The organism is Moorena producens PAL-8-15-08-1, assembly GCF_001767235.1.
Taxonomy (GTDB): Bacteria; Cyanobacteriota; Cyanobacteriia; order Cyanobacteriales; family Coleofasciculaceae; genus Moorena; species Moorena producens_A.
The window spans coordinates 439,819-466,155 of record NZ_CP017599.1 but is presented as its reverse complement, the minus strand read 5'-3'; the positions used below and the strand labels follow the sequence as shown (position 1 = coordinate 466,155).

At 42.0% G+C, this 26,337-nt stretch carries 24 protein-coding genes and 1 tRNA gene; 12 read left to right on the top strand and 13 right to left on the bottom strand.

Annotated features, from left to right (window positions below; translation table 11 throughout):
• Positions 1 to 24 precede the first annotated feature (24 nt).
• The 5 genes from BJP34_RS01920 (at position 25) to BJP34_RS01900 (ending at position 3,330) form a co-directional block, all read left to right on the top strand.
• On the top strand, positions 25 to 936 hold the full coding sequence (locus BJP34_RS01920; RefSeq protein ID WP_070390876.1) for a DUF975 domain-containing protein: 912 nt from the start codon (positions 25 to 27) through the stop codon (positions 934 to 936).
• Complete coding sequence (locus BJP34_RS01915) at positions 924 to 1,739, top strand: RDD family protein (protein ID WP_070390875.1); 816 nt, start codon at positions 924 to 926, stop codon at positions 1,737 to 1,739. Before BJP34_RS01920 ends, BJP34_RS01915 begins: the two co-directional genes overlap by 13 nt.
• Before the next feature lie 202 nt (positions 1,740 to 1,941).
• Complete coding sequence (gene remA, locus BJP34_RS01910; RefSeq protein ID WP_008191366.1) at positions 1,942 to 2,208, top strand: extracellular matrix/biofilm regulator RemA; 267 nt, start codon at positions 1,942 to 1,944, stop codon at positions 2,206 to 2,208.
• Between the two features lie 24 nt (positions 2,209 to 2,232).
• Positions 2,233 to 2,787 (top strand): guanylate kinase, encoded by a 555-nt coding sequence (gene gmk, locus BJP34_RS01905; protein ID WP_070390874.1) that lies wholly within the window; start codon positions 2,233 to 2,235, stop codon positions 2,785 to 2,787.
• Between the two features lie 216 nt (positions 2,788 to 3,003).
• A complete protein-coding gene (locus BJP34_RS01900; RefSeq protein WP_070390873.1) occupies positions 3,004 to 3,330 on the top strand; it encodes a DUF3082 domain-containing protein in 327 nt (108 codons plus the stop codon).
• A gap of 96 nt (positions 3,331 to 3,426) precedes the next feature.
• On the opposite strand, the gene pabB is transcribed toward BJP34_RS01900, so the two are convergent.
• Positions 3,427 to 4,899 carry an aminodeoxychorismate synthase component I gene (gene pabB, locus BJP34_RS01895; protein ID WP_070390872.1) on the bottom strand — a complete coding sequence of 491 codons (1,473 nt, stop codon included), beginning with the start codon at positions 4,897 to 4,899 and terminating at the stop codon, positions 3,427 to 3,429.
• Between the two features lie 21 nt (positions 4,900 to 4,920).
• Entirely contained in the window at positions 4,921 to 6,501 is a 1,581-nt protein-coding gene (locus BJP34_RS01890) for a dynamin family protein (protein ID WP_070390871.1), read from the bottom strand.
• 306 nt (positions 6,502 to 6,807) lie between these two features.
• On the opposite strand from BJP34_RS01890, the gene BJP34_RS01885 reads away from it, so the two are divergent.
• The gene (locus BJP34_RS01885; RefSeq protein ID WP_070390870.1) at positions 6,808 to 7,650 is read left to right on the top strand and encodes a pentapeptide repeat-containing protein; all 843 of its coding nucleotides are present in this window, start codon (positions 6,808 to 6,810) and stop codon (positions 7,648 to 7,650) included.
• 155 nt (positions 7,651 to 7,805) lie between these two features.
• Positions 7,806 to 7,876, top strand: a tRNA-Cys gene (locus BJP34_RS01880).
• Between the two features lie 58 nt (positions 7,877 to 7,934).
• On the opposite strand, the gene BJP34_RS01875 is transcribed toward BJP34_RS01880, so the two are convergent.
• The gene (locus BJP34_RS01875; protein WP_070390869.1) at positions 7,935 to 10,535 is read right to left on the bottom strand and encodes an MBL fold metallo-hydrolase; all 2,601 of its coding nucleotides are present in this window, start codon (positions 10,533 to 10,535) and stop codon (positions 7,935 to 7,937) included.
• A 758-nt stretch (positions 10,536 to 11,293) separates the two neighbouring features.
• On the opposite strand from BJP34_RS01875, the gene BJP34_RS01870 reads away from it, so the two are divergent.
• Positions 11,294 to 12,262 (top strand): DMT family transporter, encoded by a 969-nt coding sequence (locus tag BJP34_RS01870; RefSeq protein ID WP_070390868.1) that lies wholly within the window; start codon positions 11,294 to 11,296, stop codon positions 12,260 to 12,262.
• Between the two features lie 133 nt (positions 12,263 to 12,395).
• Here BJP34_RS01870 and glk read toward each other — a convergent pair whose 3' ends face one another.
• The 6 genes from glk to BJP34_RS42045 form a co-directional block, all read right to left on the bottom strand.
• Positions 12,396 to 13,373 (bottom strand): glucokinase, encoded by a 978-nt coding sequence (gene glk, locus BJP34_RS01865; RefSeq protein WP_070390867.1) that lies wholly within the window; start codon positions 13,371 to 13,373, stop codon positions 12,396 to 12,398.
• 64 nt (positions 13,374 to 13,437) lie between these two features.
• Positions 13,438 to 14,487 (bottom strand): zinc-dependent alcohol dehydrogenase, encoded by a 1,050-nt coding sequence (locus tag BJP34_RS01860; RefSeq protein WP_229424204.1) that lies wholly within the window; start codon positions 14,485 to 14,487, stop codon positions 13,438 to 13,440.
• A gap of 380 nt (positions 14,488 to 14,867) precedes the next feature.
• Positions 14,868 to 15,539 (bottom strand): hexitol phosphatase HxpB, encoded by a 672-nt coding sequence (gene hxpB, locus BJP34_RS01855; RefSeq protein WP_070390866.1) that lies wholly within the window; start codon positions 15,537 to 15,539, stop codon positions 14,868 to 14,870.
• A gap of 11 nt (positions 15,540 to 15,550) precedes the next feature.
• The gene (locus tag BJP34_RS01850; RefSeq protein WP_070390865.1) at positions 15,551 to 16,528 is read right to left on the bottom strand and encodes a zinc-dependent alcohol dehydrogenase; all 978 of its coding nucleotides are present in this window, start codon (positions 16,526 to 16,528) and stop codon (positions 15,551 to 15,553) included.
• Positions 16,528 to 18,051, bottom strand: a complete 1,524-nt coding sequence (locus BJP34_RS01845) for an aspartate aminotransferase family protein (RefSeq protein WP_083304950.1) — start codon at positions 18,049 to 18,051, stop codon at positions 16,528 to 16,530. Before BJP34_RS01845 ends, BJP34_RS01850 begins: the two co-directional genes overlap by 1 nt.
• A gap of 793 nt (positions 18,052 to 18,844) precedes the next feature.
• Positions 18,845 to 19,015 carry a hypothetical protein gene (locus tag BJP34_RS42045; protein WP_158516939.1) on the bottom strand — a complete coding sequence of 57 codons (171 nt, stop codon included), beginning with the start codon at positions 19,013 to 19,015 and terminating at the stop codon, positions 18,845 to 18,847.
• Positions 19,016 to 19,996: 981 nt separating this feature from the next.
• On the opposite strand from BJP34_RS42045, the gene BJP34_RS46235 reads away from it, so the two are divergent.
• Positions 19,997 to 20,245, top strand: a complete 249-nt coding sequence (locus tag BJP34_RS46235; RefSeq protein ID WP_202972061.1) for a hypothetical protein — start codon at positions 19,997 to 19,999, stop codon at positions 20,243 to 20,245.
• Positions 20,246 to 20,972: 727 nt separating this feature from the next.
• Here the strand turns inward: BJP34_RS46235 and BJP34_RS01840 are convergent.
• From BJP34_RS01840 to BJP34_RS50240, 3 genes are all read right to left on the bottom strand, one after another.
• Positions 20,973 to 21,179 carry a hypothetical protein gene (locus BJP34_RS01840; RefSeq protein ID WP_070390864.1) on the bottom strand — a complete coding sequence of 69 codons (207 nt, stop codon included), beginning with the start codon at positions 21,177 to 21,179 and terminating at the stop codon, positions 20,973 to 20,975.
• Between the two features lie 192 nt (positions 21,180 to 21,371).
• Entirely contained in the window at positions 21,372 to 21,674 is a 303-nt protein-coding gene (locus BJP34_RS01835) for a hypothetical protein (RefSeq protein ID WP_070390863.1), read from the bottom strand.
• A 177-nt stretch (positions 21,675 to 21,851) separates the two neighbouring features.
• Positions 21,852 to 22,016, bottom strand: coding sequence for a transposase (locus tag BJP34_RS50240; protein ID WP_418904151.1), 165 nt, complete (start codon positions 22,014 to 22,016; stop codon positions 21,852 to 21,854).
• 262 nt (positions 22,017 to 22,278) lie between these two features.
• On the opposite strand from BJP34_RS50240, the gene BJP34_RS42040 reads away from it, so the two are divergent.
• Positions 22,279 to 22,422: a hypothetical protein gene (locus BJP34_RS42040; protein ID WP_158516937.1), complete on the top strand. Its 144-nt coding sequence runs from the start codon at positions 22,279 to 22,281 to the stop codon at positions 22,420 to 22,422.
• 318 nt (positions 22,423 to 22,740) lie between these two features.
• On the opposite strand, the gene BJP34_RS01830 is transcribed toward BJP34_RS42040, so the two are convergent.
• On the bottom strand, positions 22,741 to 24,522 hold the full coding sequence (locus tag BJP34_RS01830) for an ABC1 kinase family protein (RefSeq protein WP_070390862.1): 1,782 nt from the start codon (positions 24,520 to 24,522) through the stop codon (positions 22,741 to 22,743).
• 1,254 nt (positions 24,523 to 25,776) lie between these two features.
• Here BJP34_RS01830 and BJP34_RS46915 point away from each other — a divergent pair.
• Positions 25,777 to 25,908, top strand: coding sequence for a transposase family protein (locus BJP34_RS46915; protein WP_149030736.1), 132 nt, complete (start codon positions 25,777 to 25,779; stop codon positions 25,906 to 25,908).
• A 1-nt stretch (position 25,909) separates the two neighbouring features.
• Positions 25,910 to 26,071, top strand: a complete 162-nt coding sequence (locus BJP34_RS35845; protein ID WP_083304948.1) for a transposase family protein — start codon at positions 25,910 to 25,912, stop codon at positions 26,069 to 26,071.
• Positions 26,072 to 26,337 lie beyond the last annotated feature (266 nt).

The window sequence follows — 26,337 nt, the reverse complement described above, 5'->3', positions numbered from 1 at the left end:
TGCCATCAATAGCCCCATCGACCCATGTCTTATGAGCCTAGTCCCAGCCAATCTTTAGGACCACTCAGTATTGGTAATGTTGTTAATGTCGGTCTGCGGATCTACCGCGACCATTTTAAGTTATATTATCGTCTAGCTTTTATCGGTTATCTATGGCTATTAGTTCCCATATATGGCTGGGCTAAGTTTTGTGCCATGTTTGGGCTAATTTCACGTCTAGCGTTTAAGGAAATCATTGAACGTCCAGAAACAGTGAATGAGGCTCGCCGCCATGTAAATCCTCGGATGTGGAGTTTTTTCAGAGCAGGCATCCTAGTATCCTTAATAACTTTTATAGTATCCTTGATAACTCTTGGAGCAGCAATCCTAGTAGTATTTATCATTTCTTTTGTTATTGGTATCTTGATCGGAGTCCTTGGTTTAATTTTCGGCAATAGCATTACTCTTTTAGATAATCTCAATACTCTCCCTGAGAATAGTATTGCTATGACTATCATAGGACTTCTGGTTGTGATTATTTTGATGATTGTTTTTTTCTTTGGATTGAGCTGGTTTATATCTCGCTTCTTAATTTATGAAATACCGCTTGCTATAGAAGAAAATTCTATCGGTGCCAGGGCAGCAATTGGTCGCAGCTGGAAATTAACTCAGGGATTTATATTACGTATTCAAGGGATAGTAGTTGTTGGGTTTTTAATATCACTACCAATTTCGATTGCTGTACAGATAGCTACATTCAGCATACAAACTATTTTATCTCTTTTGTTTCCTCAAGAATCAGCAATTTTTGCCTGGCTGTATTTAGTGCTAGTTTTTGGGTTGAGCTTTGCTAGTGGTGCGTTGTTAGTTCCCTTCTGGCAAGCCATTAAATCAGTGATATACTACGATCTATGTAGTCGTAAAGAAGGCATAGATTTGCAGCTATGGGGAAGCTAAAATCAACACCGACTAATTTTTTTAATCGAGTCACTATACAAACCCCAGAAAGTGTTGAATTAGAATTAACGTTAGCAGGGATTGGCAGTCGAGCTTATGCCTTGTTAATTGATTATATTGTATTAGGATTAATTTTAGTAGTATTTTTAATTGCTTGGGGCTTTTTATCTTCCCAACTGCTGGAGCTATTAGACTATTTTTTTGGTATTAATGAGTTAAGGCTTTGGCTAGTAGCCATTTATCTATTTATTACCTTTTCAATTTACATCGGTTATTTTGTTTTGTTTGAAACCCTATGGCAGGGACAAACACCAGGTAAGCGCTATGGCAAAATTCGTGTTATTCGTGATGATGCTAGACCAGTGAGACTACAGCAAGCTACCCTACGTGCTTTGCTCAGACCTGTTGATGATTTATGGTTCCTGGGAGTATTTTTAATTATCTTTAGCAAGGGAGAGAAACGGTTGGGAGATTGGTTAGCAGGAACCCTGGTAGTCCAAGAAGAGCAGCCTATTGCTTCTGCTAGCTTCAAGATCTCCGATCAGGCTCAAGCCTTAGCCAATCAGCTCCAAACCGAGGCAGATTTGTCCCCCTTGCAGCCAGAAGACTTTGCTATGATTCGAGAGTATTTGCAGCGGCGCGAGGCAATGACATTTCAGGCAAAAGCTAAGTTAAGCGGACAACTGGCTGATCAGGTTAAAGACATGATTGCCTTGGAAAAGGTACCCTCAGGTGTCACGGCTAACTTGTTTCTGGAGGCTGTGTACCTTGCCTATCAGCAGTTATCATCCCAGGATTACTGACCCACGTACCCTTGCGCTAGCTTGAGCTATGGGTTGCTTATCCGGCAACAAAATACCCTATGGACTCAACAGTTAAGACGGATGACTCCTTAAAATCCGGTTTTTTACCAGATTTTAGGCTTGTAAGGCTAAATTAATGTCGCTACTATTGTACTTGAATACTTATACTAGCTTCTCATCCGGCTTTTGCCGTTAGTTGCTCATGGACATTCAGCTGATTAATATTGGTTTTGGTAACATTGTTTCAGCAAACCGAGTTGTAGCAATTGTTTCTCCAGAGTCTGCTCCTATCAAGCGGATCATTACTGAGGCAAAAGAGCGTGGATATCTCATTGATGCAACCTACGGGCGTCGCACCAGAGCGGTAATTGTGACCGATTCCAGCCATGTCATCCTCTCGGCAATTCAGCCAGAAACTGTTGCCCATCGCTTCGTAATCAATAAAGATAGTCACAATGGTAACCATTAAGCTTTAAGCTTAACTAGACTCAACATGGAAGCAGGAAGACTCATTGTATTGACTGGTCCTTCTGGTGTTGGTAAAGGAACCTTGCTACGGCAGCTCCTGAAGCGACACCCGGAACTTGATCTTTCGGTTTCAGCAACCACCAGGCAACCTCGTCCTGGGGAGGTGCATGGGAAACACTATTACTTTGTCACTCGTGACCAGTTTGAAGAAATGATCATAGGGGGTGAGCTTTTAGAGTGGGCTGAGTACGCTGGTAATTACTACGGTACACCTAGTTTGCCAGTCAAGCAGCTTCTTGATCAGGGTAGGTCTGTTATTTTAGAAATAGAATTGGTTGGGGCAAGGAAAATCAATAAAACCTTTCCCTCTGCTCTCCGTATTTTTGTACTACCCCCCAGTCTAGATGAATTAGAGCAGCGGATTCGGTTGAGGGGTAAGGATAGTGAAGAAGTAATCGCCCAACGCCTTTCTATTGCCAAAGCCGAAATTGAAGCTGCTGATGAATTTGATGTGACTATTGTTAATAAAGACTTCAAAGAAGCTCTACAAAGCTTGGAAGCAGTTATCTTTCCATCTTAATACTAAGTATTACACACAAAGGTAATATTAGATCTGGTAGCTTCGTTATTGACCCTGGTATCGATAACTGGTTGAGATGTGTCAGCTTAGAATCCCCTGTCGGTCAGCCTCCTGAGAGTTCAACTAGTAGAGATAACACGTAGTATAGATAACAAGCTACCGGATAATAGTTAAAACCCTGGTTAATACTTGCTGAATACTGGTCACTAATGACTAATGACAACATCTAACCAAGACACGGAAACCCCTAAGAGTACTCAAGCGCTACCTTCCCCCTGGCGCTGCCTTACGGGAGCATTGATTTCTGGAGGATTGACGAGCGCTATTTATTTTCTAACTGCCTCCATTGCTACAACCTTTGCTAATAAACCCCTAACGTCTAACTCCCAGACAGCCCTCAAAATTGCGATCGCAGTTCGGACGCTGGTCGTGGGAGTCAGTACCCTAGCCACGTTTATCTTTGGTATTACTACCCTTGGTTTGGTAGCTTTGGCAATTCAACAACTCTACCGAACTAAGTTCCGACCTCTACCGCCCAAGTGATGCTCGGAAGGTAAATTTAATTTACTTACCCCTACTCCCGACTCCCGACTCCCTAAAACCCTGGACGAGAGACTTCACCCATTGAGAAATGCTATATCAACAATTCACCATCTCGGTTTGTAAACCATCAATCTCAAACAATTCTGGGGAAAACTCTCCACAAACCGTGTAGACAATCGCACGTACTAGGGCTTCAGCCTTGAGTAGGGTTTCTTCAAATTCCAGCTGGGGATTCGATAAGGCAATCAGAGCACCACCGATACCAATCGATACTTGATTGGGAGTAATCTCAGCAGTTCGGATCACAATGTTAAGGTCTGCAGCACCGTTGAGTGCGAGAAACCCGATCGCTCCGGAATAGATTCCCCTGGCCTGAAGTTCCAATCGATCAATAATCTCCATGGTTGAGATCTTAGGAGCACCAGTCATCGATCCTCCAGGAAATGTGGCACGGATACAGTCTCCCACCCTTACATCTGGACGCAAACGACCCCGAATTGTACTCACCAGTTGATGAACTGTGGCATAGGTTTCCACATCCATTAACTTAGGGACATGGACACTGCCAATTTCGCAAACCCTGCCCAAATCGTTCCGAAGCAAGTCTACAATCATTATGTTTTCACAACGGTTTTTTTCCTGAGTGCGTAACCCCTCGCACAGCAGTTGATCTTCTTCTTCTGTTTGGCCTCGTGCGGCAGTTCCTTTAATGGGTTTAGATTCCACCCAACCTGAGGGGTCAATTTTAAGGAATCGTTCTGGGGATGAACAAGCCACTGCTAGCTCGCCAAATCTTAGGAAGGCAGAGTAGGGTGCAGGATTGAGCTGGCGCAACCTTCGGTAAAATGCCAAAGGGTCAAGTTCGATATTGGCATAAATTTTGTTAGTCAAGCAAATTTCGTAGCTTTCTCCAGCTTTAATCTGATCGAGACTTTCTTGAATATCCTCCAGATATCTCTGGTAGGAACGACTCAATCGAAAGCTAACTTTTCGATGAGTATAGTCTAAGTCAATGGGGGGCAGAGGAGGTAGAGTATAAAGCTGTTTTTCAATATCTTCAAACCAAGCATTTGTTTGCTGAGTTTCTCCTTTTTTAGTTAGACACAACAGATAGGTTACTTGCTCTTGATGGTCAAAAGCAAGAATTCGGTCTGCTAAGAGAAACATCGCATCTGGAAATTGCGATTGATGGACGAGCTTTCCTCCACATTCTGCCTTTATTTCGTAACCAAAGTAGCCAACAAAACCACAGTTAAAGTCAAAGGGAAGTCCTTCTAAACAGTTGTATCGGCGCTCAAGTTCTCTGTGTAGATAGGAGAAGATACTTTCTCTACGATGTATTATTTTCCCCGAGCAGTTAATGGTGAGTTTTTGGTCAGTAATCGAGTATTGTACTAGCAGGCTGTTTGGTCCTGTACCATCTCCCATAAAAGAAAAACGAGATAGACCAGGTTCTACGCGAGAGCTGTCTAGCCAGAATGCTGTCGGTTGTGAGCCAAATAGATGAACAAAGACTCGTTCCGAATCAGGGTAGACCGTGAGCTTGCGACTATGAATATTAAAAATCATTTGATGAAACAGCCGTGACAGCTATAGCTGCTCTACCTCCTTTAAAATATCGTTAATTTCCTGCCGGAGACTTTGTAAATTATCCTCCAATGAATTACTGGCAGCGAGTTTATGGTCAATTTCCTGCAGTCTCGGCTTCAGAGAGTCAGTGAACTGCTTGAGGCTATTTACTAATTCTTGCTGCAAACCTTGTTTGAGCTTATCGGTATAGTTATTCTGCAACTCACGCAAGGTTTCATCAAGCTGTTGGGTTGCCTTTTCACGCTGCTTAGGAACCGCATTGAAGCTAAACATGGTCAACATCAGAGCTAGTACAAAAGCTGACAGATCAAATAGTGCAGCAGTTGCTACCACATGTCCGCCAATTCCTGTTGCTGCGGCAGCAGTTCCCAAGGTCAAAAAGTTGTTGAGTCCCTTTTCTGACGCTACCTTAAGATTGTCAGAGATAGCAGTGGTATCAATTTTACCACTATTAAGTTCGGGAACCTGAAATGAGTCTTCTGAGAGGCTGGCTGCTACTTGTAAATCTTCCCTAGCTTCGCGAATAATTTGTTCTCGATATTTCACAAGGGTTGATGCTGCTTCGTTAACAATATCCTCCATCTGTTGCTCAAGTTTTACCTCCTTGATCGCCCTAGCTACTTTTTCTTCCAGGAGATCGTCTTCCCTAATAATACGCTTTTTTAATAGGCTAATGAAGGCGAAATTATCCTGAATTACCTTATGTAATTGTTGAATTAGATTGGTAAACAGGTCACGAATTTTTTCTCTAAAGACACCAAAAATAAGGTCATATTGCTCAATGCGCTCATTGATTCGCAACAGGGATCGGTCAAAAATCGTTTTTTCGGCAATGATTTTCTCCCGTGCCTGATAGTTCTTTTTCTCTAACTGCTCTAGGTAAACTAATAAAGAGTTCTGAGGACCCTGAAGTTTTAGCCGTATTTTTTCAGCTTCTACCAGAAACTCTAGTAAGAAGTCTCGTAGGGTGTCGATGTCTTTACCTGTGCGTGTTGATACTGTAAATAAAGGTGGTACTTCTGTAAAGACATCACGAAGTCCATCTTTAACGTGTGAGATAATCTGTTCACTCTCTTGTGGGGTGATCAGATCCACTTTATTAATAATAACGATTACTTTACGTACCCAGATCTTACTGACTAACGAGAGAAAGTCCAGCTCTGATTTAGTCAGAGGTCGTTCCACTGAGGTAACAAACAGGATGATATCAGCATGCTGTAGATAATCCTCTGTCAGTGCTTGGTGACGTTCAATGATCGAGTTTGTGCCTGGGCTATCAATAAAGACAATGCCATCAAACCCCTCTGGGTAATAGGGTTGAATCGAGTTTGTGGTCGGAAGTATGCCCACAGCAGCTAGCTCGTCATTACTCAAGCGATTCAGCACACTGGATTTTCCGGCATTAAATTCTCCACAGACAAAGATCGAGAAGGGATTTTCCAGTTGCTGCTTGAGGGCATCAAGATCAGGGCAAGAGACATCGAAAAGCAGCTCTGCTTCGACAAAGAGTAGTTTTACACCTTTGATGGTGTTGAGGCTGCGGTTAAACAGATGCTCTTGTTGAACAGGAAGGGTGACCACGTTACTATGAGCGAAATGAGCGAACAGATCTAATTATATTAGCAAGTATTCGCAAGATAAAGAAGCATAAATCCAAAGCCTACGCTAGTTAACAATAGCCTTCGTGTCACCTTAAGGTCAGTTTCTTGACTGGCGGGATAGATTACCCTCACTTCCGTGATTAGTTTAGCCATTAGGTCACCAAGCTTGATTAAGCAACCATTAACACTTAAAAGTCTGGCTTGCTAGATTAGAAAGTGACAGGCTTGACAGCCTGACTCTTATACTATCTCAGCTCTGACTGGCTTCCTAAGCTTCCTAATAATTATGAAACTCCCAAAAGATCGTATCCCTGAAGACCAAGCCCACCAAGCATTCGCCTTAGCGGCTCAACTCTATGCTCAGCACAACCAAAGCTACTCTGTAAAGGAGTTGATTGAAGCAGGTAAAGAGGCACAAATTCCCCCAGAATTTATGGAAAAAGCCCTTGCTGAGATTAAAAAGCGAACGCATTCTAAATCCGTAGTCGCCAAACATCATAGTAATGGGTCTGGTCTGATGTTGATTGGTATGGGTACAGTCTTACTTGCTCTTGCGGGTATAGGATGGTTAGCCAGTTTTGTAGAACCTAGACCAGTGGCAGAACCTGAGCGATTGGAAACTGGAGCAGTTGCAGAAGCGGAGCCAATACAGGTAAGTGTGTCTCAAGAGGAACCCACAGCGTTTGCGGATAATATAGGGTCAGGGCATATTAACAAGTGTACACCCCTGATCGAGAAAGACCTCAGGGGTGCTAACCTCAGTGGGGCAGATTGTACGAATGTGGACTTGTCAGGAGTAGATTTGACTAATGCTAACCTGACTGGTGCTAATTTCAGCCGTGCTGATTTAAGTCAGGCTAACTTCAGCAATGCCAATCTCACCGGTGCCGATTTGGCTGGAGCAGATTTAGCCAATGCGGATTTAAGCGGTGCTAACCTGACTGGTGCCAATTTAAGTAATACAGATTTAACAGGAGCTAACTTCACTGGTGCCAATCTCAATGGTACCGATCTGGCCAGGGCAGACTTAGAAAGGTCTGATCTCAGGGATGCTATGACCAATGGTGCTAATTTTGATAACACTAATTTAAATCAGGTAACTATGCCCAACGGCACAATTAACCAATAAAAAACCTACTTATCAGCGTTCTTTGCGTCTTCCTTGACTAGGTCAGCACCGGACAAAGGGGACGCAGTGGACGCGGGAAAATTTTTAACATGGGTAATTCAGAGATATTATTAAAATTGAAAACTGATATAGTTATGATATACTAAACAACTAGTGGCGGCATAGCCAAGTGGTAAGGCAGGGGCCTGCAAAGCCTTTATCCCCAGTTCGAATCTGGGTGCCGCCTTTTTGAAATGGATAATCTCGGGAAAATCTCGGAGATATGGAGTAGGAGAGGGATCCTGCTAGTAATCAACTTCCTCTGACCACAGAAGTTCAGTGTCAAGAGTTGACAAATCCTGGACTTTAGATTGGAATTGATCACAGATTGCCAAGGGATCAACCCTCCGCTCAAACAAAGGACTATCAGGAGACTGACAAAATCTACCACTGAAAAACTGACACACGGCACAGCAATGCTTTCCACTCTTAAGCCCTGCTTCAATCTCTTCTTCCTGAAGTATCATTTCCGGTTGCATGGGAGCAAGCTTGAGATTCACACCATCCCATCGCGCTTTGATAATGCCGCTGATACTCAAGGTCTGCCATCGAGGGTCTTTTTCCACCACTTCTTCGGGAACTCGCAACCAAGCATCGGTCCCAAAGCTCTCTACCATCACGTCAAACTCCTGGGGTTGCTGAATCTTAGCAATCTGCTGTCGGGAAAGCTGTTCCGGTGCTACTCCTAATTCAATTTTATCCCCCACAGCAGGAATATGGATATAGCATAAGGACTGATTGTCTCCAGACCGGGCTACTTGGTGTAAGGCTTCTAATTCTCCATGAATTAAGACTAGGTGCTTGGGCTTTACCTTGTTGATTACTTGTCCGAGTCCCACCTTATCGGTATGGGCAGAGAGGTTAAACCGTTTGATTTGAGCTTTGACGGTAATTGATTTCCCATCTAGTTCAACAGTGTCCCCAGTTTTGAGACTTTGCAGGAGGCGGCCAGGGGATTCTTCATCAGTGTAGCCAGAAATAAAGATGGCAGCATTCTCTCGCTCTAGCAGTGCTGAGGCATAATAGACTGACGGTCCACCGGTGAGCATACCGGAACTGGCCACAATTACACTGGGTTTTGCGATCGCAATCGGACGTTCCCGAGGGTGTTCGATAGAAATAATCGGGGGTGTACTGGTTTTATCAAAGAATGGCTCCTGGCCGTTAATCTTGACTAAGTTCTGAACTGGAACAGGTAACAAGTCCAGGTTTTCTCGAAATACCTCTGTGACTGCTCTGACCAATCCATCCACAAAGATGGGAACTGTTAATTTATTAAATAGCTTGGAGGTGCGGATCGCTAAAAGGATTTCCTGAGCTCTACCCAAAGCAAAAGAGGGAATCAAGACATTGCCCCCAGCTTGCACTACTTCAGCAATGGATTCCATCAATGCAGTTTCTTGATTTCTTCTAGCGGGGTGGACAGAGGAACCATAGGTAGACTCAGTAATTAAAATATCCGCTTCAGGAAGCTCAGCTAAATTCAAGCCGTTAGTGGTGCGACTATTGGTAGTGTGGAAGTCTCCGGTATAGAGTAAAGACATATCCTTATAGCGCAGATAGATACAAGCCGCACCCAAGATATGCCCGGCATTGATGAACCTTACCATTAGTCCCGGTAATGCCTCAAAGTCTTTGCCTACTGGTTGAGTTTCCAATTGAAACAAGGTTTGTTCTAAATCGGCCTCATCAAATAACTCTGGAGAGTCTTCATTCAGTTGCTGTATCTTCAGTCCATCCCTGAGCATGACATGGGCAATTTCTCTGGTGCCATGAGTTGAAATCATCCGCGCATCAGGGTAGCGGCTGTGAAAGACAGGCACAGCACCAAGATGGTCTTGATGGCTATGGGAGATCAGGAGCAGGTGAGGATTATCCAGATAGTCCAAGGCGGGCAAAGGGTCGTAGCCTTTGGGTCGAGTCCCACAGTCTAAGAGTACTTCATAGGGACCAATCAGAATTTTGAAACAACTGGCACCAATGCTTCTAGCTGCTCCTAAAGGAGTAACAATTAAACGATCATAGGATTGAGAATCAACACTTGCAGATGGGATATCCGGAAACTGGTAATAATATACGTGGATATAGTTTCCCTTCAAACTCACTCGTGCTTGTTGCTGGGTTGAAGGGGAGAACGCTTCCCATTCCCATCTTGTTCGAGCTCGCTGTTTAGGCAAGTCTAATTGCCAATCGTTGACATCGGTTTTCTGTTTCAACGTGGCTAAGACTCTATTAATGGTTTCCGTCGGGGGAGCAGCTAGTGTGGATTTGGAGGGATAATGGTCATCTGATAGCCTGGTCAGAGCCTGCTGTAACAAGGTTGTTTGGGTTTGTTGAAATGTTGACTCATGTTTATACTTCCTAGACTCGACCGGTTTGTGGCTGCGGTTTTTCTTCCCTGGGCGGCTATTGGAATTGTGCTCTCCTTGGGGTAAAGCTCGATGTAAAATCAGGGTATCCCGTTGGCGCTTAGCAACTACTTCCCACAGTTCCCCAATCTTCATGTGCTTGTTAGAGCCTAAGACACTGATTTTCAGGGTTTTCTGTCCTGGTCTGGACACTTTGAGTTGTACAAACTGTCCCCGTTTGCCTAACTGCACTACTCGGCCAGCGATTAACCATTGCTCCTCCTGGACTGTCTCAGTCATCGCTTCTAGGTAGAGAGAGCCAATTACACCATCTGAGCTCGTATTGGGGGCGACTTGCCAGGAATGGATTCCAGTAGGAATATCATCAGTGGGCAAGGTTTTGATTTTGAATCGAATGCCATCCTGACTAAGGATATAGTTTACCTGAGCTACTGACTCGATGTTTCCAGTTAAGGTGCATTGGATGGTATTGGTCATCGCTTTAGTGGCATTAGCAGTTGACTGTTTGGGGATTTTTTGGATCAGTTGCCACTTTAATGGTAGACAAGGGAATGGGAAATGATCCCAAATTAGGTGCTTAGTTACTGATAAGGTTAAAGTTTACCATATCTGGTAAAGAATAGCAGATATCGCACTCACTGATTAGGCTCAAGGAGATGCTCGCCCGGTCGCCCCTAAGGGATGCTCCTTCGCAGCCGCTACGGGAAAGTAATAAGAATGGGATATTGCTTATCGCAATATCGCAATATCGCAATAAGCAATATCGCAATAATAATAGTAAGGCAAACCCTGGAATACATTGCCAATACTATCGGACAGTACTCTATATCAAATCCGTTTAATTGTCCATAGTAAAAATTACGATATTGTTAATCATCACTAATCCTCCAGACGTGATATAAAAACTTGATACTGATTACCTTTGATTTGGTGACCAGGATACTTTATGATTAGACTATTATTTATTTGGAGCAGAATAGTAGGTTATAGCTTAGCCAAACTATACTAAGCTATCAGCTAATTAGCTATTCATGATGAGTGTCAGATAACAGACCAAAAAGACCCAAGTAACGTCAGCATCACCCAGGAGTAAAAAAACTCTCCTCTCTAGAGGTTAGCTCTAACCTCTGGAGTATCAACGGTTGATCAACCGAATGATTGCCTTAATTTAGCTATCAGGTAATAGCTGAGTAATTGAAAATACGGTATTTTTAGTCAAAATCTAACACCAAACGATGAAAGCAATACTAACAGAAGACAATAGAGAGCAAACCTCATCAGAATTACTACCAATACTATTATTAGTAATTGCCTTACTTGCTTTATCTATAACAGCCATCTTAATCAGGTTTTCTCTTCAAGAAATAAGTGCTAATGCCACAGTATTCAATCGTCTTTGGATAGCTACTCTAGTCTTTGGTTTGTGGAATGGAGTAAACCAAGTACGAACTCAAACATCGAATCAGAAATATGACGCACAGTCAGGTTATAAAATTGGCGATATCCTACTTTTGGTAGGCGTAGCGATATCTCATCTGGGTGGTCGATTTCTATGGACTTGGTCTTTAACTAAGACTAGCGTTGCTAATGGTAATGTACTAGGAGCTTTAACACCATTTTTCGCTACTCTAGGAGGATGGTTATTATTTAAGCAGCGCTTTGACCGTAGATTCCTGATTGGTCTGGCACTTGCATTGTTAGGGGCAACTACTCTACAAATAGAGGATTTTATAAAGTCGCCCAATAACTTTATCGGTGATAGTGCTGCCTTAGCATCTTCTGTATTTTATGCAGTCAACTTTTTACTATTAGAACAACTACGAACCAAGTTTTCTGTAGAAGGAATACTGATTTGGCGCTGTGCTTTGGGAACACTTTTTATGATCCCAGTGGTTCTGATATTCAGCGATCAAATTTTCCCGATTTCTTGGTCAGGATGGTTAGCAGTGATTTCCCTAGCTGTTGTATGCGAAGCTGTGGGACATGGTTTAGTAGTATACAGTCTCAAGCACTTTTCTTCAGGCTTTGTTTCCTTAGTATTGCTTCTCGATCCACTAGTTGCTGCTATTCTGGCCTGGATTCTATTTTCAGAAAGCTTAAGTATTCTTAACTTACTAGGTTTTGCTGTGATTATAGAGGGAATATATCTAGCAAAAACTGGCAAAGGTGCTGATAAGCCAAGTATTAATGAACAAAACACCTAAGACCATTTTCCGTTATGGATGCTACAACTATTTAGTTGGTAATTGGGTTAGTCGGTAATTGGTAATTGGTATAGCAGTTCTCAATCCAGTGAGAACTGCTATAACATACTTACGTACTATAAATAAAGATTAGTTATCTTGAAGATAGACTTCTATGAGCATACCAAGCAGCACCCTGCAAAGCGGCCTGGTCATTAAGAATCACATAGATAGGAATAGACTTCAGCAAATCTACCATTTTATCCTTATTAATAAAATTTTCCATAAACAGAGGTTCACGCAGCTTATCGAGAATGCGAGGGGGAATTCCTCCACCAAGATAAACACCCCCAGTTGCGAAAAACTTAAGGGCAGCATTTCCCGCTTCAGATGCCAAAATTGAGACAAACATCTCTAAAGCTTGCACACAAAGGGGACATTTATTGGCCAGAGCTGCATTACTAATTGCTGCGGCTGGCTCTCCTTTGCTCATTTCTTCTGCTAACCATTCAGGGGTGTTGCCATGACCGCTATCCCGCAAATAATTATACATACGAACCAAGCCAGGACCTCCTAGAAGAATCTCGTAGCTAACCCGCTTGTATTCTTGCTCAACATAACGCATCAGTCCCACTTGAAGCTCATCTAAAGGACCAAAGTCAGTACTCCCACCTTCAGATGCGATCGCATGAACTCGACCTTCCACCTCAATGGTTGCTGCTTCTCCCAAGCCAGTACCAGGTGATACTACTGCTCGATTGCCCCCTGGTATTTTAGTGCCGACATTAAGAGTAACTAAGTCATCATCCTTTAGGGTTTCTATGCCATAAGCATTGGCTTCTACATCGTTGAGCAAGCTAACCGGAACACCGGTAACTGAAACTAATTTAGCCGCTTCTACTTTATCCCAAGGTAAATTAGTCAATTTACACACACCTTCCTGGATTGGACCAGGTAAGCCGAAACAAGCAATTTTAATGGGATGCTCACAGCTTTTAACGAAAGCCCCAACCAGATCTTCAAAACTGTGATAGTCTTTACACTTATAAGTGCTTTTTTGAACTATAGAGAAGTTCTCGTCAAATACCGCTAATCGGCAATTTGTTCCGCCTAAGTCACCTGCTAATATCATAAGTAATTCAAAATTCAAAATTCAAAATTCAAAAATGCTGTCAAACTCTTAACTTAATTATAGGTTAATCACCCTCTGCAAAATCAATTACTAAGGCTCGGCAATCCGGCTGATTGTGGATATCAACTGCTTCTGTTGTTAATTTTGAAAAGGGAACAGTATTAGTAATAATCGGTTCTAGATTAATCTTCTTTGTGCAAATCAGGTCTATGGCCTGACGAAAATGCTCTGGAGTATATCGATAGCTACCATAAATCTTGAGGGAACGATAATGAATTAAATTAGGATTGCCCCGAAACTCTGTTCCCGGAGGTGTTCCACCAAACCCAACTGCGGTACCGCCACACCTGAGCAGGGTTAATGCCTCTTCATAGGTTTCCCCAGAGCCAACGGCTTCAATAACCACATCAGCACCATAACCCTGGGTTTTAGCCATCACTATGTCTTTGAGAGACTCTCGGGTAACATTAACGGTAAGATCAGCACCCAAGGCTGATGCCTGTTCCAGAGAATCATCATGTTTGCCAGCTAGAATAATTTTGGTAGCACCTCTCAAGCGCGCTAGCTGAAGGAAGCTCAGTCCGACACCGCCATCACCAATAACTACCACACAATCGGACAAACCAATATTAGATAAGTCAATACCCTGAAGGATACAGGCTAGTGTTTCTGTAAAGGCAGCAAACTCGTAGGGAATTGATGAGGGCAGCTCAACGATTCCGCTAGCCAGGGAAGCCGGAACGCATACAAACTCAGCCATGCCACCGGGTTGTAACTTAGTTGGGTTGAGGCAATGGCCTAATGCTCCTCGCTGACAGTAAAAACACTCTCCACAGGGTTTTTCTGGGTTGACGGTAACGCGCATCCCTGGTTTGAGTTTAGTAACACCCTCCCCTACAGCAACAACATCTCCCGCCAGCATCCTACCAAAAATGACTGGAGGATTATGTTTGGCGTGTCCCACTAATACTGCCCGTGCGTGCATCGCACAAAAGAAACACTTCTGAACCTGTATCAAAACTTCCCCTGGGCTAGGTTCAGGTCGGTCTATTTTTTCTAAGCGAAAGTTCTCACGTCCTGGACCATACCAGACCGCAGCCTGCATGGTTGTCATAATATCTTGCTCCAATCTTGTTTACTGTGGGTGCATCTGATTAACGCTGTTTGACTCTGTGGTGCGTTACGGGCAGCAACCTAACTCTGGCTACCGAGAAAATTAGTGCTCCCGTAACACACCCTACGCAACTGTGGTGCGTTACGGGCAGCAACCTAACTCTGGCTACCGGGAAAATTAGGGCCGCCCTAACGCACCCTACGCAACTGTGGTGCGTTACGGGCAGCAACCTAACTCTGGCTACCGGGAAAATTAGAACCCCCCTAACGCACCCTACGCAACTGTGGTGCGTTAGGGGCAGCAACCTAACTCTGGCTACCGGGAAAATTAGAACCCCCCTAACGCACCCTACGCAACTACATGTTTAGGTTAGGTTTAGCCTAGCTATATTGAGCTAAAAACGTTTTCAGCCAAGGCTCAGTGATCTGTTCTAGTGAATTAAGGGTGACATCTGCGATCGCAAAACGTTCATCCTCTAGATTTTCTGGTGCTGGAACTGCAATACATGCCATGCTGGCAGCTTTGGCACTAATCACGCCACGAACCGAATCCTCTAAGGCAACACACTTTGTTGGTTCTATACCCAGACGACGGCTAGCGGTGAGATATACTGCTGGATGGGGTTTACCAAATTCCTCGGCTTCTGCTGATGTAATCACATCAAAGGCATCTTTTAAATCGAGCCGTTTGAGTACTGTATCAATTAGACCCATGGGAGATGACGTTGCTAGGGCTAGGGGTAAGTTTAATTCCCGACACAAGTTTACGGCTTCAATTGCACCTGGCATCGGTTGTCCCATTGTCATCAATAGCTCACTCATCCGAGCGATCATTGTTCGACATACCTCAGCTTGGCTCATACCAGTCCAAGGAAATCGAGCATACCAATACTTGACCACCTCATCGTTTCGCAAACCCATTGTTTGAGAAGACATACTCTCGTTCATGGGAATGCCAAGGTCATTGAAGACTTCGATTTCTACCTTAGACCAGAACGGTTCACTATCAATTAGTAAACCATCCATATCAAAGATCACAGCTACATCCTGCATCAGAATCTTCCTCAAGCGTCGAGATCTACAACAGTTCGGGTTCCAGGCTGTGGACTCCAATTAGTCAATTCTATAGGAAGCTTCTCAAGAGGGATAAACCGACCCAACAGTTGTTCAAAGAATGCCTCGTCGCCCTTGATGGATGCGATCGCAGCCGCAATGGTTTCGTCTGTAGCGCCAGCAAAAGACGTCACTACCGCTATCTCTCGCATAAATAACTCATGGGGAGAAATTGGTAAAGAAATCCCTTGTTTAGGAACACCATAGATACAGACTAAACCGCCCTTACGAACAAGATCCAGTGCTGTAGCCAGACCCCCTGGTGAACCGGAACATTCGACCACCACATGTGCCTGGTTTGGTTCTGGAACGTCGATCCGTTCAATTCCCAATTTGTTTAGCCAAGGGAGCGGCTCTTTGGTGATATCGTAAACTTTAATTTCTCCCTTGAAGTTGGGGGAATGATTTAGGAGGTAGGTAATTAGAGTTCCTGAAATCCCCCCCCCAATCACCAGGACGTTAGGGTGTGACGTAGCTAATAGATTAACAGCAGCTAGAATCCGTTTTACTCCCCTTACTGCACAACTTAAAGGCTCAATGAGCACTCCTAAAGATGGATTGGAGAATTCAAAAGGATGTAGGGAATTTATAGGAGCACAAATTTGATCAGCATACCCTCCATGTTCATTTACTCCAAGTTCTTTAAGATTGATGCAGTGACTAGTTAATCCCTCTAAACAATAACTACATTTTCCACAGGAAATCTCATTATTGAGGGCAAAATGACCGTTTTGATTAGGCAAGCTACAGACTACTTCATGACCAAGAATACACTCTTTATCTAAGCCTGCTGCGGTTAGTTGCTGGTCTGTTTTACAGACTCCCACAAATTCTACCTTAGCAATGACTTCATTATCTTGAGTTTTGCTAGGCTCAGTAAACTCGCGAATGTCTACTTGATTGGCTTTGGATAAAACTGCTGCTCTCATCAAATAGCTCCTGCGGTTTCAGCGGTTGGACATAATAGGATATCAAGCTTTTGTAGCACTTGATCTAAAACACCAATAGTGCAATCAATTTCTTCGTAGCTGATATCAAGATAAGGAGCAAATTTCAAAACGTTCAGGTCATATCCTCCGGTTTGGAGAATCATGCGCCAACTCTGATCTTTCCAAATAAAATCATTATCCTGAGCAATGCTTGCTGCTAGTTTGGCAGACCCTTTGTAAGGTGTACCTTTTTCATCAGCAAAAACCATGTTCAGTATAAGTCCCAGTCCATCTACGCTATAGACACAGGAATGACGGGCTTGGAGTTCTTTGAGTTTGGTCAAAAAGTACAAACCTTTTGCTGGTACTGATGTTTCGTAGTCTTGTGCCAGCATATAACGCCATGTTGCTAAAGCAGCAGCAGTTCCCAGAGGATGGTTAGCAAAGTTGCTATGGGCGTGTCCAGGAGTGAAAAAGTCTGGTGCTACTAGGTCTTCTCGTGCCCAGACTAAGCTAACTGGACTCAAACCATTGGTGAAGGATTTGCTCAACGTAATAATATCTGGGACAAACCCAAAATGTTCGAAGGCAAATAATTTACCAGTACGGTACATACCAACTTGAATTTCGTCATCAAAGACAAGAAGTCCGTGCTTTTGTCGTAACTCACTGATAAACCCTTTAAAGAAATCCCTGGGTGGGATGGTGTAGCCTCGTCCTTGACAAGGTTCTACAACTATCGCACCGACTTCTGAACTGGTCTCACTTGCGATGCCATAAAATTCGTTGGAGAATGCCTTCCGAATCATGCTCTCGCAGTATAAGTCACAGGTTTCTCGTTCTTTTTCATAGAAACACTGAGCGCAGTTAGCAAACGGAAACATAACTGCCCGTTCTGAGAACTCATTAAAGTACTGTCGATATCTATGACTACTCGAAAGGTTGAGAGTACCAAGAGAGCGACCATGATAACCACCCATCATCACAGCTACTTTATTCTTGCGGGTGTTCTTACGAATAATCTTTAGGGCATCTTCCACCACAAGTGCGCCGCCAACATTGAAAGAGACTCGGCCTTTGACACCGGTTCTTTCATACATCGCATCTACTACTTGTTTCGCGATTAATAATTTTTCACGATGTAGAAAGTCGCCATTGGCTTGAGGTAATGTATGGAGTTGTTTAGTAACCTCTGATTCAATCTCTGGATTTCGATAGCCGAAGTTACAACTTGAGTGCCACATTCCGGTATCGATATAGGATTTGCCCTCATCGTCGAAAACCAATCCCCCCTTACAACCAGTTACGATGATTGGTCGCTCTTGATAGTGAACCGTATCCCCCCAACACAGGTATTCCTGATCAATTTGGCGAAGAGTCTGGCTGTCGATTGTAGTTGATGAATCTAGTTTTTCTTTCTCTAAAACTGATATTTTTTCCAATTGTTCATGCAAGGGGTATTCGGTAGTATTTTCACACCACTCTTCAGCCATTGTTAACGGGAATTGATTAATCTCAGTCATTAAATCACTTTTTTATTGTTTTACCTATGCACAGGGTAAGCGCAATAATCAATAAAAATACAGTTTTACTAGTACTCTTTAAAATAATTACAAGAGTACTATAATTCCTGCATATTATAAGACTAATCTTTGATAATATCTTGGATCAGTCTTTAGTTAATTTTCCTTGCGCTTACCGGATTTTTATGCACCCAGAGCATCCTATCACAGGATAAGTAAATTATGGTTGTTTAAAATATAAATAAAATATTAAGCCCCACAAGAACAGCAACAACAGTTTACTGGCCAGGGTGCATCTCAATGCATGCAAAAATACGACCATTCAAGGCTAAAAAACTTCTACAGTTCCCTGAGTGATAGATTTATAACTTTGAGATGCACCCACTGGCCAGAACCATTTATCATATCTTATATATGTGATAATAAAAACTAATAATAAATGCTGTAAGTTCAGTTCAGTGGCTTTATCCTTTACGCCATAAAGCTTTTAGAGCGGTTTGCAATTGAGTCAGGTACAAATTCTTGAGGCGCGCACCTTCCGGTCCCACGGCAAAATTTGGGGGCTAAGGGGGCGAAATCTACTTAACTAGGAAAGGTTATATACCAAAGGGAACAGGGAACAGGGAACAGGGAGCATGTCACTTATGCAGAACATTTGTACGCTTATTTGGGTAATAGGTAATAGGTAATAGGTAATAGGTAATAGGTAATAGGGGGAGCATTTACTTATTTATATTTGTACATTATCTATAGCCCCCTCATGGGTAATTGCTTCCGCTAATGGGACATAGTACTAATGTTTCAGCAACGCAAGACCTGCTCCCCAGGGAACAGGGAACAGGGAACAGGGAACAGGAAGTAGGGAAAAGGGAACAAAAATTATCACAATTTCTACACGGATTGGTATAGTTATATAGCGGTTTTCAATTTCCTTAGGTACAGAGTTTCTGGTTTTAGGGCGCACGGAAACAATCCTGTGTACCTCTTAGCTATAATAAACGCTATATTTCCTATTACCTATTTGCTAAATAAGTAGGTGGGCTTAATTATCAGTAAAATAGCGATTGAGATTCAAAATGCTTAAAACCTCTTAAATGCGGAAGCGAAGCTTCCGGAGCGTAGCGTGGCCTACGGCCAATCGCCTTTTTGAATGCCCAAATCTGAGAGTGGGAGACCTGAGAAAGCGACTTGTTGCTACCTCAGTATATTCTCAAACATTTAACCAAAGATGCACCCTCTTTCCTATTGCCTTTGTTATTAGATTGACGGTAATTGCGCGCTGATATAGCTCTTTTAATTAGCCGATTTTTCAACAGCGATGCTCCGAAAGAGCCGCTACGGTAACGCATAAATTTAGCGATGCTCTGAAAGAGCCGCTAAAGTCAGGCTTTTTGGAAATTCATTCTAAACTTACCTCCCAAAAAATTTTTTTTCAAAACCATTGATAATCACTTTTTTTATCATTAAAGAAACACATTCAAAAGTATTTTGTTTACTCATGTATACATAATTTATTCCGAATCAATACAATAATGCTGATGATTATAATCCAAAGGAAAAACGTATTAAATAGACCTATCCAAAAAATAAATATATTTATGGTTTATTATTAAAATAATAACTAATTTTTATTAACATCAAAATGAGCTACACTTGTAATTATATCCATAAAAATCCTAAACAAACCAAACGATTGCGCTTGATTAAATCATCAACAACTCTCTCAACTGATAGAACAAACCAAGTTATTACATCGTCAACATCAAGAAAAAATTCAAAATCAAAAAGTCCGGCTAATTAAGCCTGGGGCAGGTGCTTCACAAAAATTATCAATTGAAGACCAAATAGGCTACTGGTTCCGTCGAATGTGAAGGAGAAAAGCCTTGCAGGTCATGAAATAGGGGCATGCTGGAGTTAATAGAAGCCTTTCCTGAATGGTGGTTGTATGATCGAAGTATTTTCCCACCCATGTCCTGGATGTGGGAGTGAGGATGTGTACCCTCACCACCGCTATAGCACTCTATACCATGGTTTCCGTACGATTTATCATTGTCGTAAACGAAAAAAATATCAAGCTCCTGTGCCTGAGCATCCTGAAACTGAGCATGAGGTCACCGACAGTGATATTAATGCCAATCATGGCTCAGCTTTCAATGCTTCTGGGGGACGTCGTAACGAGCGCCTTTCGGAGTAAAACCAACACCTATGGGTTCATCTCGCAAAAACCTTCAAAGAACCCTCGATGTCTACTGGTTAGTACACAACTGTGTAGGAGTTCATTTTACCACAAAGATTGTGCCTGCGGTGAAGTTAGGCATTTTGGAGGTGGGCATATCTTGGTCGCAGTTATTCACAATTCGATATGCTCTGTAAACAACTAATGTCAAAACTTTTCGCTTCTCACTCGGCGGAAGCAGTGCCCCAAGCCTTTGAGCGCGTTAATTCAACGGTTTAATTGACTTGGTGAATTTGAGCTCTGAAAACCAGTTACTGAGATACTTTCAGGTTTTTGGAGAGGTCTATTTATTAAGGGGGTATGGCAACCGGATTTGGTATAAGTTGAGGTGCCACCCGTGGCGAATATAATTCGGCTAGGTCAAGGGCACCTTCGGCATTCTTCCGTGTTCCCGTAGCGTGGCCTAGGGCCACGCTAGAAACCCCAACTTAAACCAATTAAGTTGGGGGAGTTCACGAATCTACTTGAACATGACCAGTACAAGAAGTAGAGGGTCCTATATATCTTCAATTAACCTGGTTAGATGGGGCATAAAGCCCCCGATGCAGATTCATTGAAGTAGCCAATAACAATAGCTTTGCCAAAGGCGGACTCAATCTTGGGTGAAAGTCAAGCAGACTTGAGTTAGCAACTCAGTGTAACCCATGACGGAAATTCGTATTACTTCTCAAGATCGATTAAAAACTTACCAATCTTTCTCGTTTTTCTTCTTCACCACAACAATTACTGGTTGAGCATTTTCTGCAACTTCACCACTCTGCTTCAATTCTTCAATGGCCCTAGCAATCCTCTTAAAAAGCCTACCCTCACCATATTGCAAATCTTTAATATCATCCTTCTTTGCCGACCCCATGTCTAGGATAATGGTGTTTTCTTTCTGAAGTGTACTCATGGACGTTCTCCTAACTAAATTTTAGCAAGCTTTGTCAAAAGTTGTATCATGCCCAGCTCTGCCCTTCTGAAAAACTTCAAAGTGATGTAATGAACAATCAATAAACTTTTGAAGAACTCAAACCTTTTTTGCCTTCAACATAGCCATTAACTGACCCATTACATCGAAGTTAAGGGTAGACCAGAAACCAAACTAAAATTTCATTAACTTAGACATACTCTTGGTATAGTTCTTTCCAAAATCCTTAATCCAACCATTTTTCTTCTTACGATTGGACTTCTCATGGCGATCCTTATAGATCTTACTTGCCTCATCGAAACGCTTTGCTTGTTTAAACACAGCCTTCTCAATAGGCTTTAAACCTGCTGCCTGCTTCTTTTTCTTCTTTTTCTTGCTCCTCTTACTTGAAGACCCAGACAAGAAATCAGGTGTGCCTCCAAAATCCTCTTCACTGCGTAGAATGACAGCGCTCTTAACTCCCTCACTATCAGCCATAACGTTTAGGTTCCTAGATTGATTTAACTACTACAGTTGATTCTATCGCATAAAACATCACTGATCAACAATTAAAGCTGATTTGTAAACAAAACCTCAACAAGCCAGTCGGCGAGTCATTAAATTGGCGATGCGGGCAAAGACCGACGCTACGCGAGCGCCACACTGGAGTCTTCTTCACCTCCCATTTGTGATCGGAGTGGATGACGCAATTGGCCATGGATTCTCAGCCCATACCCAAAGCGGTTGCCATTTACGGAAATAACCATAGACCCTTGGGTGAGGTTGAAAGTCATGGTGCAGCATGTTCAACTGGGATCCACTACGCTGCACATAGCAGATCCCGTTGATGATAGGAGCGCAAGTTTACCCTCCTCAGATGCCCAAATGCCTTCGGCAACGGTATAAGCGGTCGCAACACTCCCCATTCTACATCACTCATATCACTTGGATAGGGTTGGCGGTGATGATTGGAGATTTGAGGCAAACGACTCTTAGTTAGTGAGAGGGGGTGACATGAACCCTGAAAAGGTTACTCTATAAGGCTTTGATGCCAGTTCTCTTAGCAAAGATCAACTAGCAAATTGACCCTAGGAAGGATTTAATGGCAAGCTCAAACCCTTATAACGAAGTCCAAGGTCAGGCGAAAACACCATGTATCTTTCAGGTGCGACCCGTGGCGAATTTAATTCGCCAAGGTCAAGAGCACCGATTAAGTAACATATCGGCTGAACGCACTACCCAGTAATGATTTTAGCTGGCATCTCACCCCCTCAGCGTGAGTAGTGAAAGTGCATCATTTCATAGTAAGAATTCAGGTCAAGGGTTTTAACCTCTCCCACTGTTCAAAACTTCACCTCCCCTCGATTCATGTAATGCACCCATTGATCACACTACTTCTAGGATATAACGAGGCAAGAAAACATGCCCTAGGGGGGCGAAACCATACCCAGAATCAGCAACGCCTTTCTCCTTCACATTCGATGGAACCAGTACCCATCATGCAAACAATAGGAAAAACGACTGTATAGGCGGGAATTTCAGATCCACACTTATGAGTACTCTGTTATATTTTCTGAGGAAAGTCTTTACGCTTCAGAACTTTTGCTCCTGCAAGCAGTATTCTAGCACTGAGACCAATCAGTATAAAAATACCAATCCATTCCAGATATGGAAGATGGGGAATTTGTTGAAAAAACTCTTCAGCCAGTTGAGTATGAATAGGTTCAATCGCTTTAAAATAATGTTGATAAAGGAAACTATAAACTGCCACTGGTTCAGTTATTAGGAGTAAATAGGCGAGAGATTGGAAACCTACTACCAGCAACAGTGCAAAAATATTACTGGTTAACTCAAATGCGAGGGTTCGTTGTCGCAACTCAGGTAAAATCAGGTTATTGTACTCGCTAATAGTATCAAAGAACTGGTTAATCGAATTTCTAATACTTTTTGGCTCTAAACTTTGTTTGAGAGAACGTTTATCTGCCTGGCGATTATATTTTTTAGATGTCTTGAAGAAATCAAATTCAGGTAATAGGTACTGCAGTGTACCATCTAGAGTTAAAAAAGATCGACTCATTTTGAGAAAAGTCCAATTATTTGGAATACGATATTTGGTCAGCACTTTAGATAAGTCAGCCGTTGCCGCACCAAAAGACTTTTCTTTAAACTCTACCCCTTTAAGTTGCGCTTTGGTGGACCAACTCTCTAGAGCACGCGACATCTCTGCCTTGACTGTAGGTACATTAACTCTGGGAATCTCAACACCCAACCCCATGATGTAATTAGACGCTTTGCTAAAATCTCCATATGTCAATGCATTCGTATACTCATTATAAGTCACCCTCAATTTCCTATCCAGGGTTCCCACGCTACCCATGTCAATGAATACGACTTTGCTCCGACGCAAGAAAATAATATTGCCTGGATGTAGATCTCCATGGTACAAGTTATCTTCAAATACTTGTCGAAGTAATGAAAGAAATATCTTTTCACCTACTTTTTCAGCATCAAAGTCATTTTCATCCTCCCATTGAGAGGCTCTGACGGGATCCCTATTCGATACTTTAATATAATCAGAGGCAAGAACCCCATCGATATATTCCATAACTAAAACTCGACGTTTAGAATATTTGGTATAAATCTTTGGAACATATATTTTATGCTGCTTTAGGGTTTTTCTCATATTACGAGTATTAGATGCTTCATAGCGATAATCTAATTCCTCATTAAATATTTTATCTAACTCCGATACTGCTTCATCTAAACGTAGGTAACTCAGAATATTAAAAGAAATTAACAGGTTGACAACGACTTTAATTAAATCCAAATCTCGCTTGAATGCTTCGGCTAAATTTGGACGTTGAATTTTAACGATTACCGGTTTTCTTTTACTTCGCAACGTTGCTCTATGAACCTGACCAATTGATGCAGCTGCCAAAGGAGTCTCATCAAAATCTTGAAATATTTTTTCCATGGGTGCTCCTAGCTCTGACTCAATTGTTGATCTAACTAAAGCCATAGGGAATCCAATCGCTTCATACTGAAGACGTATTAACTGCTCACAAATCTCATCTGGTAAAATATCGGTTCGCAATGCTAACAACTGACCCGTTTTTACCCAGAAGCCTCCCAAATCTTCAAATATCTGACGTAGCTCGTTCGCATTCTTTTGTATATCTGGCTTATTTGTAATTCGGCGACGTTGTATACCTAAAAAGTAAATAATAAATCGTCGGATAATGTAGAGAGTAGAAAAACGACGATCTTCCAAATTTTCAGCTATTTTAACGTTCTTTCGTTGTTTGTTATCAATAATAGGAGTAGGGATATCTTCTTTCTTGATCATATTATAAGCAGCCAAAAATAAATTTTAATAATAATCATTGATATCTCGTAGTTATCCTATCATGAAATCCTGAATGTAGTCTTATCAAAAACTAGCTAGTTTTAGGCAGTCCACGATAGTTTCGCTACTGAAACTGTTACTTTTTAAAAAGTACTGCAGTGCAGGTTGTGGGATGAGTTTGTGGTATTAGCAGACATAAGTAGAGAAACAGATCAACATCAAAATCATAAATGTTGAATCGATCAACAAAACTTTACATATTTTCATGAATTAACCCTATAAAGTCCTATTTTACTTTCACTAAATTAGTTTTGTAAAGCAATGTACATAGGTAATTTATTGAGACATATATGATTGAAACGAATGTTATATAATGGTGTTTTTCCAAAATCTTTCACGTCACAGATATTTTTATTAGCTGTAATCTTAAATAAGTGATTAAATAGCTATAAATCTGAATAATGAATAACTATTAACCCTACGTCTGAACGGCAAATGTCCAAGCCACAAAATAATTTAATTTGATGAGATCCTTGGCTCCATAATAGTTAATTTTTTAAAGTACAAATAGTTTAACTATCGGCAGTATGCCACGCTTCGCTAACGGTAATAAATTTCGGGCTTCAAATTGATTTTTTTTTTGATTGAGTTGCCTTTTCAATTGATAAATTACTTTTTGAATATTTTTTTTATCTTATTAACCGGTTTATCAAAGTTAGATATCGTTCTATTTTTTTAATATTTAACCGTTTCAATAAATTTCCCATACTGATCACACTCTTATCCATTACATACTCCAACTAACAAGATACAAATAAAAAGGTACTGAGAGATAGATAATCTTTTTTTTTAACGCTTCCAAAATATATTTTTGGATTTTTGGAAAACTTATAAAAATCATACTTAACGAGTATGATTTTTATAGCTTTGATGATTTTATCATATTGAAAAAATTTTTTGACACTTTTTTTTGACATTCAACACTTCTGCATCAAAATAATTACCAAACACATGATAATATCCTGAGGGGGTGACATGCAAGCTAAAATTCCAGGGTAACCGCGGCTATTTTGTATAAATTGTACTTGACGAAACACAGGTTGGCACCAAAGTTGGCTTTGGTTCAATTCAGACTCGACAATCTCTCCAGAATCCAGGAAATTGGATAGAGATTAAATTAGTCTGTTCACATGCTCTCAGCCCTGATGTTCCTTGGCTTTGGTGCTCCCACCCCATCGCCCCTTTCAACAAAGGATGAAACAGCTCATTCATAGCGTGATTAATCAGTTTGAGGCATTGGATGACCGGAGAGTCAAACGGGAACCCAAGCATAAACTTGTAGATATTGTGACCATCACCATCTTGGCTTCTGTCTGGGGCAGATAATATGGTAGCCATTGAAACCTATGGCAAAGTGAAACAGCAATGGTTAGAGACGTTTTTGGAATTGCCCCATAGTATTCCATCTCACAATACCTTTTCGGGAGTCTTGGCATTGATTGACCCAACTCAGTTGCATGAATGCTTCAATAGTTGGGTGGAGCAGTAACCCACCCAGCTAGAGATTAAGCTGATCAATATTGATGGGTTTAACTGCTCGGGGTTTCTACGATCGCGAAAACCAATCTCATTGGCTTACACACGGTGAGTGCCTGGGCGAGTGAACATCATCTGGTGTTAGCTCAACAACGGGTTCTTGAGCAAGTCCAATGAGATCACAGCCATTCCCGTGCTATGGAAGGGCAAGACCAGTGTCGTGATGGTGATACGAAGTTCTCCCTTACCCTGCCAATAATAATACCTAATGTGCCAACT